Source organism: Rhodopseudomonas sp. WA056 (genome assembly GCF_010906995.1).
Lineage (GTDB): Bacteria > Pseudomonadota > Alphaproteobacteria > Rhizobiales > Xanthobacteraceae > Rhodopseudomonas > Rhodopseudomonas palustris_G.
In genome coordinates, this window is the sequence record NZ_QPFS01000163.1 from 1 (window position 1) to 8,675 (window position 8,675).

10 protein-coding genes are annotated in these 8,675 nt (G+C 65.4%); 2 read left to right on the forward strand and 8 right to left on the reverse strand.

The genetic code is table 11. The features are described from left to right. A partial coding sequence (locus DU475_RS21860; RefSeq protein ID WP_164633320.1) for an SPOR domain-containing protein occupies positions 1-644 on the forward strand: 644 nt, incomplete at its 5' end. Positions 645-894: 250 nt separating this feature from the next. On the opposite strand, the gene DU475_RS21865 is transcribed toward DU475_RS21860, so the two are convergent. The 4 genes from DU475_RS21865 to DU475_RS21880 all read right to left on the reverse strand — a co-directional run bounded on the left by DU475_RS21865 (position 895) and on the right by DU475_RS21880 (position 4,504). Next, on the reverse strand, positions 895-1,620 hold the full coding sequence (locus DU475_RS21865) for a DnaJ domain-containing protein (protein ID WP_013501998.1): 726 nt from the start codon (positions 1,618-1,620) through the stop codon (positions 895-897). Between the two features lie 55 nt (positions 1,621-1,675). Then, positions 1,676-2,410 (reverse strand): vWA domain-containing protein, encoded by a 735-nt coding sequence (locus tag DU475_RS21870; RefSeq protein WP_047309180.1) that lies wholly within the window; start codon positions 2,408-2,410, stop codon positions 1,676-1,678. Between the two features lie 74 nt (positions 2,411-2,484). Further along, positions 2,485-3,312: an alpha/beta fold hydrolase gene (locus DU475_RS21875; protein ID WP_013501996.1), complete on the reverse strand. Its 828-nt coding sequence runs from the start codon at positions 3,310-3,312 to the stop codon at positions 2,485-2,487. Positions 3,313-3,580: 268 nt separating this feature from the next. Beyond that, complete coding sequence (locus tag DU475_RS21880) at positions 3,581-4,504, reverse strand: division plane positioning ATPase MipZ (protein WP_013501995.1); 924 nt, start codon at positions 4,502-4,504, stop codon at positions 3,581-3,583. A gap of 252 nt (positions 4,505-4,756) precedes the next feature. Between DU475_RS21880 and panC the strand changes: the two genes are divergently transcribed. Continuing rightward, positions 4,757-5,608, forward strand: coding sequence for a pantoate--beta-alanine ligase (gene panC / locus DU475_RS21885; protein ID WP_164633321.1), 852 nt, complete (start codon positions 4,757-4,759; stop codon positions 5,606-5,608). 39 nt (positions 5,609-5,647) lie between these two features. Here the strand turns inward: panC and DU475_RS21890 are convergent, their stop codons facing one another. The 4 genes from DU475_RS21890 to DU475_RS21905 form a co-directional block, all read right to left on the reverse strand. Beyond that, entirely contained in the window at positions 5,648-6,067 is a 420-nt protein-coding gene (locus tag DU475_RS21890) for a DUF1489 family protein (protein ID WP_164633322.1), read from the reverse strand. Between the two features lie 36 nt (positions 6,068-6,103). Continuing rightward, positions 6,104-7,183: a hypothetical protein gene (locus DU475_RS21895; RefSeq protein WP_164633323.1), complete on the reverse strand. Its 1,080-nt coding sequence runs from the start codon at positions 7,181-7,183 to the stop codon at positions 6,104-6,106. A 310-nt stretch (positions 7,184-7,493) separates the two neighbouring features. Continuing rightward, on the reverse strand, positions 7,494-7,685 hold the full coding sequence (locus tag DU475_RS21900; protein WP_013501991.1) for a hypothetical protein: 192 nt from the start codon (positions 7,683-7,685) through the stop codon (positions 7,494-7,496). A 209-nt stretch (positions 7,686-7,894) separates the two neighbouring features. Further along, the gene (locus DU475_RS21905; protein WP_013501990.1) at positions 7,895-8,551 is read right to left on the reverse strand and encodes a glutathione S-transferase family protein; all 657 of its coding nucleotides are present in this window, start codon (positions 8,549-8,551) and stop codon (positions 7,895-7,897) included. Between the last annotated feature and the right edge of the window lie 124 nt (positions 8,552-8,675).

The following is an 8,675-nucleotide window of genomic DNA, read 5'->3' on the forward strand; positions in this document are numbered from 1 at the left end:
AGCCCGGCCCGTTCAACAGCGGCACCATCGAGACCAAGCCGCTGGTGATCGTCCCCGGCTCCGCCGAACCGATGAAGCCGGTCCGGGTCAAGACGGTTCAGGTCAAGTCTGCTCCGATCAAGCTCGCTTCCGCGGTGGCCGCGCCGCCGGTTACCAGTGCAATCCCGCCGCAGCGTCGCGATCCGGCGGAAACCTCCGGAACTGCCATCGCCCGCGCCGAAACCCGGCCGGAAACGATCCCGCAGCCCGCCGGTCACGGCACCGGCCAAGGCGTCCTCGGCGTGCTTCCGGCCTCCAGTGTGCCGTCTCGAAATTCTCAAGCCCTGGCCTATGCCGACACCGCTGCCGCGCCGGCTCCCGCCGTCCAACAGCAAGGCGCGATCAAGACGGTTGCCCATACCGGCTGGATCATCCAGGTCGGCGCTCTGGAAAGCGAAAACGAGGCGCGCAAGCGGCTGGAAGCGGCGCGGGAACAAGCCAGCGGTCTGCTCGGAAAGGCCGATCCTTTCACCGAGACCGTCACCACCAAGGGCGATCGCAAGCTGTATCGCGCCCGGTTCGCCGGCCTGGAACGCGACGAAGCCGAGGCGGCGTGCCGCAAGCTGAAGCGCTCCGACATCTCCTGCTTCACCATCAAGAACTGATCGCCGCCGCAAGGCCGTTTTCCGAACGCGACCGGACCTGTCCGGTCGCGTTCGCATTTGTGGCAGCCGGGGGCGCCACAGAACATCGTCCTGCAACGATCCTGCGGGCGGATCTCGCGACGAAACCACTCGTCAATGATTGATCGATAAGAGTTGAATCAACGGCCACGCCGAAACGGTGGGCGACCCGGGGCGTCAATTCGGGGATCAGGACACTCGCAGTCTGTAGCGTAAAGTTGCGTTGCTGGAGTTAGCTGCGATGCGTGCGAAGCAAGGTATCCTTGGCCGCGTTTACCCGGGCGGCAAGGTACGTCGACCCCCCTTGGTCGGGATGCAATTTCTTCATCAGGGTGCGGTGGGCGCGCCCGATCTCGTCCGGCCCCGCGCCCGGCTGCAGGCCAAGGATCTGATAGGCTTCCTCGGTCGTCATTTTGCTGCCCGACGGCTGGCTTCGCTGCCCCCCTGCCGTGTCTCCATGCGCGTTTTGACGCCAAGCGGGAAACCGGCGGTCCAGATAGCTTTCGAGTAGCGCACAGCTCTCCGCGTCAAAGCCCGCAAGCATTGCCGCAAGCTCGCCGAGGTCGAACTCGTCGAGCGAACGGCCGGCATTGGGGCCTTTCAGGATCTGTCCGGTCATCGCGCCGCTGTCGTGATCCAGCAGCATTTCAAGATAGTGCGACCGAACCGTCGAGGCCTGGCCGCGCGAGCGCGCTCCGCCGCCGAACAGGCCGCCGAGATTGCCGAAGCCGGCGTTCTGGAGCGGTGTCCAGCCGAGCAGCCCGGCGCCGAACAGACCGAGCGGTATCGCCACCGCCAGTTCGCCCCTGACGCCTGTGAACAGGGCTGCGGCCAGCGCGACCACACCGCCTGCGATCTTCAGCGCGCGTGCCAGCACCGCCGGGTTGGCGGACCGGAGCATTTGCAGCAGCGTGTACAGCACCAGAACGGCGATAGCGCCGGCAATCAGCGTAGGCATGGCGACAATATAAGGCGAGGCATCGGAAAAAGCACCGGGCCGCAGTCCAGCTCGACTACCGCATCTGACTGAGCAACAGCGCAGCTCCGCCGCCACTGCCGGCGAGCCGCTGCAGCGCCGCGCGGCCGCCTGCCGCATAGGCCGCGGCGGCGCGCAACAGTTCGCGGAGCTGCGCTGCGGCGCCAGGATCGAACCTGCACCATGCTCCACCGCTCAGTCGCGCAATCTCTCGGAAAGTCTGCTCAGCGACCGGGTCGCCCCCTTCCTGGAACAGGAAGACCGGCACTTTCAGCATGCCGAGCTCACCCGCTCGGGCACAAAGCTCATCGGCCTGCTCTTCCATAGCATCGCCGACGAACACGATGGCGCGCACCCCGGAGGCGATCGCCTCCTTGCGGGCGTCCGACAGCACCCGACCGATCTGGGTGTGACCGCCGCGGCAGTCGATCTTGCCCATCAGCCGCGCCAGCTCGGCGCTCGACGAAATCCAGCCCGAGGCCCGGCATTCGTTGAAGCCGCGATAGTACACCAGGCGGATGTCCAGACGACCGGTCGCTTCAGCCTCGCGGAACATGTCGGCCTGCAGCGCGCAGGCCATGTCCCACGTCGGCTGCCGGCTCATCGTGGCGTCGAGAGCGAACACCAGACGGCCGCGCGCGCCGACTGCATCGGGCGCCATCGCCCGCGCCCTGGCGACGAAGGCGGCAATCTCCGCCGACGACGAAGGCGCCACCGTCTCGTTTTCGCGGACGGAAGGCTGGATCGAAACTGGAGTCGGCTCGCGGGACATCGGCACTCGCTAAAGGCTCTGCGAGACCTATGTGGCGACGGCCGGATCGAGCGTCAATGCGGTCGGCCAAAGAGCTATTTCGCCGATGCCACCGTGCCGGGACCGTGGGGGCGCGGACTTCGTCCGATCGCGATGCCGCCATCGTCCAGGAACTTGTCGAGCGACGCCGCGATCGCGTTCTTGACGCGCTCCGGCCCTCGATCGCTCATCTCGGTGTGCTGAAAGCCGGTCTTGACCACGGTGATCCCGGCCTGATCGCAAACATCGGGGTCCGGCACCACGCCCGGATCGGCCTTGAACACCGGATCCTCCGACCGGAACGTCAGAGTTTTGAACTTGCCGTCGATCATGAAAGGCACCCGCAGATTGTCGAGCGTCACGACACGCCGGATCAACTCGGGATTGAGTTGCGCGTAGTACATCGAAATGTCGCCGCCGTTGGAATGTCCGACCATGGTGAGGCGACGGTAGTCGGCATTGGGAACGATCGTCTTCAACTGTGCGATCGCGAAGTCGATGTTCGCAACGCCCTTCTCGTACACCGGCAGTCGCCCGACATACGGTTCGCCGACCTTGGTGACCAGCGGACCATCGGTCGGCAGATCGTGCTGAATACTCACGGCCAGATAGCCGCGCACCGCGAACAGGTTGGCAAGGAAGGAGTACTCGGTGAACTTCACCGTGTTGCCGTGATTGAGAACGACGACCGGAAGCTCGGCCAAGCCGGCGTCGGCCTGCATTTCCTTGTCGCGTCGAACGGCGACGGCGACTTCCACCGGCCGTTGACGCGAGGCGTCGTAGAAGGTCAGCGTCTGATGCCGGATCGCCCATTTCGAGGCGGTGAAGTAAGCCACCGCCGAAACGAGGCACAGTGCCAGAAGAACTGTGATTCCACGTGCCATCATCCATCCCGCGTCGATCGGAAGCCCTGCCCGAAACGATCGACAATGGGACTATAAATCACAGTCGTATGACAGAAAGATCAAAGATTAGCAGATCGACGCCACCTCGTTGGGCATCTGCACAATGCCCCGCCAGCGCGCGGCCATCATTCTCCACGGCGGTTGCAGACGATCGAAATCTCCCGAGAAGAAGCCGTCTCGCGCAATGCCGTCCTCATTCGGGCTTCCGGATCACCACCAAGGTCGGACCGATCCGGACGTCGCGCAACTACGCGCCGACGATGTCGTGCAGCTCCAGCGGCGTGCCGGCCTGGGCGAACCACTCTGCGCGGTTGGCGGCGCGGCGGCGACCGCGCTCGTCCAGCGGCAACTTCAGCCTGCGCAGCAAATCAGTGACCTCCTCGCGCGCAGTCACGTGCCCCATGCTCGGCCGGGTGCCGAGGGTCGTCTCGTCGAGCTGATCCAACGCCGTCAGTCCGCGCGGAAAGAACTCCCGGTACACGACGCGCTCGGCGAACCCGTCGAGCGGCCGGAAACCGATCCGCATCGCGAGTTCCTTCAACCCGGCGGCGACCACCCGGTTGTTTCGCGATCCGAGTGTCGACAGCCGATTGCGAACGACGATCCAGTCGGTGTCGGAACCGTCGAGCTGGCGCCGCCGCCGCCGCGCATCGATCACCATCGCAGCGTAGTGACTTTCGCCCGTTACTTCGAAGGTCGTCGGGTCGACGGTCCCGAGCACGTCGAAATCGAGAAAGCTGTCGTTGATCGGCGTCACCAGCGTGTCGGCCATCGAATGCGCCAGTCGCATCAGATAACTATCCGATCCCGGCGTATCGATCACGATGAAGTCGTGATCGTGCTCGACGGCAGCGACCGCGTCGGCGAATTGCTGAAATTCGGCAGCTTCGTTGTCGGCGACCTGCATGGTCTCGCCGAGGCTGAGGCAGCAGTGCCGCGGCAATTCGAGATCGAGCCCGGCGTGCTCCGACCAGGCGCTGCGATTGGCGACATAGCGGGTGAAGCTCCGCTGCCGGCAATCGAGATCGATCGTCGCCACGCGCTGACCGGCCTTCAGCAACGCTACCGCGATGTGCAGCGCCAGCGTCGATTTTCCGGAGCCGCCCTTCTCGTTGCCGAGCACGATGACCCGCGCCGGGCCGGACTGATTTTCGGAAGCCTCAATCGGCATCGATCTCCCCTTCGCCGTTGATCTTCAAATCGGTGACGACGAGGGTCAAGCAAATTGCTTAAGTTCGATCGGGACGGAAGCGGCTTCGCGCTTCATGATGAATCCGGCACGCGTCTTCAGCCCGCCGTCAGGCTTAACGCTGCCGCCGGTCGGTCGCCGCGGTGGCGGTCGGCAACACGGCTTGATAAGATCGGATTCCTTTCCGCAGCCGCCTCGTGCGGCATGGTCCCGCTGATCGCGATCGAGCTTTCGATGTCCAGTCCTCCCGTCGTCGCCCGCACCATCCCCGCTCTCCGCCGCGCACTCGCCGAGCTACGCCGGCGCAATGCCAGCGTCGCGCTCGTGCCGACCATGGGTGCCCTGCACGACGGGCACCTGTCGCTGGTGCGGCTGGCGAAGCGGCGCGCCGACAAGGTGGTGGTCTCGGTGTTCGTCAATCCGACCCAATTCGCCCCGCACGAGGATTTCGGCTCGTACCCGCGGACCTTCAAGGCCGACGCCGCCAAGCTCGCCGCCGAGAACGTCGACCTGATCTGGAATCCGGACGTCAAGGCGATGTACCCGGAAGGCTTCTCCTCCAGGATCATCACCGAAGGTCCGGCCGTCGCCGGCCTTGAAGATCGCTTCCGTCCGCATTTCTTCGGCGGCGTCGCCACCGTGGTCGGCAAACTGTTCAACCAGTGCCGGCCGGACGTCGCGGTGTTCGGCTCGAAAGATTTCCAGCAGCTTCGCGTGGTGACGCGGATGGCCGTGGATCTCGACATGGGCGTGAAGGTGGTGGGCGCGCCGACGATGCGCGAACGCGACGGCCTCGCGATGTCGTCGCGCAACGTCTATCTGTCGGACGAAGAGCGCGTGCTGGCGCCGACGCTGTACCGGGCGATGAAAGAGGTCGCCAGGCGCATCAAGGCCGGCAAGAGCATCGACGCCTCCCTGGCGGCCGGTGCCGAACTGATTACTGGCGCAGGCTTCGTGCTCGATTATCTCGAAGCCCGCCATGCGGAATCACTGGCTCCGATCAAATCCCGCAAGGACGGTCCGATCCGACTGCTGGTCGCCGCCAAGCTCGGCAAGACCCGGCTGATCGACAACATCGCGGTCTGAGACCGCATAGGTTCTCGACGACGCGGCGGCGGACGTCGCCTACAGCAGCCCGAGCTCCCGCAATTCGCGGCGCATCGGCTCCGGCATCGCCGCGATCCCCTCGGCGGCGTTGCCGAGGTCCTGCGGCGCGTCCACCGCGGTGAGATAGCGCCAGCCCTGGAACGGTCGCATCGGACGCGGGCTGACCGGGTGCACCTTCGGTTCGAGCACCAGCCGGCAGCGACTGATTCCTTCACCGTCGCGAAATGGCTCGATCGCGGCCAGCTTTTGCCGCGCCGCGATCTCGCCCCGGATCACCCAATACAGGGATCCGCCATCGAGCAGTTCGGCGTCCCGCTTCGGGACCATTCGGGTGATGTGGATGTGCCGGCCGGCCTGCTTGGCGCGTTCCGTCACCCGCTGGGTCAAATCCTTCACCGACTCGCAGCCGACGGCGAGCTTGATCAGATGCAGTGCCATTGAGTCCAAGTTTCCTGCGCCGGCCGACGCCGCCGCTCAGTTATCCGAGGCCGGAGCTCCCGGCGCAAGCTGCACCGGCGCGAGCGGCTTCGGCTTCGGAGGAGCGGGCGGCCTCTTGGCCGGCGGGGTCGGCGCGGGAGCACCGTTTGCGCTCTGATTGGCCGTCGCCTGGGCAGCGGCCGGGGGAGCGGAAGCCCTCTTGGCCGCCGCCGCGGGGGCGGCCTTGGCATTGGCTGCGGCACCATGCACGGCGGGCGCGGCGGCCGGTCGGGCCGAACCGGCACTCGCAGCGCCCTGCCCAGGCTCCGGCGCCATGATGCTGACAGGCGGAATCGAGGCCGACGTCGGGAAATCGATATCGGTGGGTTTGCCGCTCGGGGCTTCCGTGACTGCCGCGGGTGCCGGCACGGCTCCCTGCGCAGGGGCCGCGGCACCGTTTGCGGCCGCGCCGCCGAAGCCGGCCGACATTGGGCCGCCCCAGCTCGGGGCGTAGCGGGTCAAGGTGGTCTCGTAGAGATGCTCGCCGATGTTGGCTGCGATCCGGCTGGTGTCGGTGAGCGATCGAAACGCCGGGCAGTCGGTCGGCTGGCAGCGATCCTGCGACGCCAGCACGTAAGCGATCAGGCCGTAGCGGTCGCGCTCGATCGCGCGGCGCAGGCGTGCCAGCTCCGGCGTCATCTGCTTGTCCGCAGCGGCGGCATCCCCCAGCGCGGTCAGTCGGGCCAGCCGGGCCGACGCATAGGACACAGCGGCCGCAACGGTCTCCGGCGAACTGAACAGCGCTTTTTCGCAGGCCGAAAGCACCATGTCGCCGGCGAGGTCGTCGACACACGCAAGCGCCGGAATCGCCTTGGCGACCGGGTCACGCGCCTCGCCCGGAGCCTGCGCGGTGGCGCCCGCATTGCCGAGACCGCGAACGCCGGCATAGCCGGCCAGACCGATCGCACCGAGCGTGATTACCACCAGCGCGCCATTGGCGAACGACTTATCGGCGCGCAGCAGCGTGATCAGCACCAAGAGCGCCACGAAGGCCGCAACCGCCACCATCGCCCACATCGGAAAAGCCGGTGAATGAAGAATTCGGTCGAGCGACGCCGACCAAGCAGCCCAATCCATGCGCGTTGTCCCCTATGCGCCGATCCAGCGACTGAACACCGGCTTTACGACCAAAATTGGCGCAACGAGAAAATGCGCAAGAGCAACGGAAAAACGGTTCAAGACAAAGCGAGAGTCAAAGAAACAGCGCCAGACTTGGCGACAGAACGCCAAACTTGGGAAACACCGGAAGGCGCGCGGAAGAGCAAAGAGCGAAAGACTCGCCGAAACAGTCCCCGAGATCGCTGCCCCTGCCTCCGTGAAGAGGAGTCGGGACAGCGATGATGATCTCAGAGGCAGTTAAGTCCTGGAGTGGATGACGACGCGCGGCTCAGCAGACGCTGAGCTGGCTTTCCTTGGCGACTCGCTCGAACGCCTCGGACATATTCTTGATGCGATACTGACAGTCAGACCCATCGGTCGGGAGCAGCCGGACGATTTCATAAATCCCGCTGGCTGCCGGACGGGCAACGTTGCTGGCGGTAAAATAGACCGATTCACCTACCACGAACTTGTGCTTCAACGCTCAACTCCTGCGCCACTTGATTACCGATCCGCCCCTTGTCGCCGGGTGTGATCGGTTCCCCCCAAGCCCCGCGCGCTTATAGCACGCGAGGAGGTCTCCTGGCCAGTGATTCACGCATGGCTGGCGCCCCGATTTTGCTTGTTTTTCAGCGATCTAGGCGGTGACAAGCCCGAAACGACGGGGCGCTGGGAATGAATCCCCTTGAGTCAGGCGGTTTCGAATTTGTCGATGATCCAGGTCTCGGCCAGGGCCGCCTGAGTCCATTCCTGGAACGCGGGCAACGCCATCATCACCTCCATGTAGCCCTGGACGATCGGATCGACCTCGACCGCGTAAGTCCGGAACCGGTGCACGACGGGGGCGAACATCGCGTCAACGCCGGTGAAGCGGCCGAACAGATACGGCCCGAACCGGCCGTAGCGGTGCCGGCAGTCGGTCCAGATCTCCTGAACCCGGGCGATATCGGCGTGCGCTGCGTCCGACAGCGGCTTGGCGCCCACCGGCCGGTGGATGTTCATGCCGCACTCGTTGCGAAGCGCGGCGAAGCCCGAGTGCATCTCGGCCGATACCGACCGCGCGTGAGCCCGCGCGGCGACGTCATCGGGCCAGAGCTGGGCCTTGGGAAAGCGCTCGGCGGCGTATTCGATGATCGCCAGCGAATCCCAGATGGTGACGTCGCCATCGACCAGAACCGGGACTTTGCCGGCGGCCGTGAAGGCGAGGATGCGCCGCTTGTCGGCATCGCCGGTGTAGAGCGGGATCACGACCTCGTCGAACTCCACCCCGGTCGCCCGCAGCGCGATCCATGGCCGCATCGACCACGACGAGTAGTTCTTGTTGCCGATCACCAGCGTCCGCGCCATGGCCGAAAACTCCCTTCATTTCCCGCAGCGAAGCATCGATCGGCAATCAATCCACGGCCGATGCGGCTGTCAATCTGTCGAGGTTGCGGCGCGCCGACCAATGCGGCACGTCCTAGCAGATGAC

Bases quoted from the DNA above. Each gene is read 5' to 3' on its own strand.
- DU475_RS21865 (WP_013501998.1), bottom strand. From the start codon at position 1,620: ATGCCTACGCTGATTGCCGGCGCTATCGCCGTTCTGGTGCTGTACACG.
- DU475_RS21870 (WP_047309180.1), bottom strand. From the start codon at position 2,410: ATGTCCCGCGAGCCGACTCCAGTTTCGATCCAGCCTTCCGTCCGCGAA.
- DU475_RS21875 (WP_013501996.1), bottom strand. From the start codon at position 3,312: ATGGCACGTGGAATCACAGTTCTTCTGGCACTGTGCCTCGTTTCGGCG.
- DU475_RS21880 (WP_013501995.1), bottom strand. From the start codon at position 4,504: ATGCCGATTGAGGCTTCCGAAAATCAGTCCGGCCCGGCGCGGGTCATC.
- panC (WP_164633321.1), top strand. From the start codon at position 4,757: ATGTCCAGTCCTCCCGTCGTCGCCCGCACCATCCCCGCTCTCCGCCGC.
- DU475_RS21890 (WP_164633322.1), bottom strand. From the start codon at position 6,067: ATGGCACTGCATCTGATCAAGCTCGCCGTCGGCTGCGAGTCGGTGAAG.
- DU475_RS21895 (WP_164633323.1), bottom strand. From the start codon at position 7,183: ATGGATTGGGCTGCTTGGTCGGCGTCGCTCGACCGAATTCTTCATTCA.
- DU475_RS21905 (WP_013501990.1), bottom strand. From the start codon at position 8,551: ATGGCGCGGACGCTGGTGATCGGCAACAAGAACTACTCGTCGTGGTCG.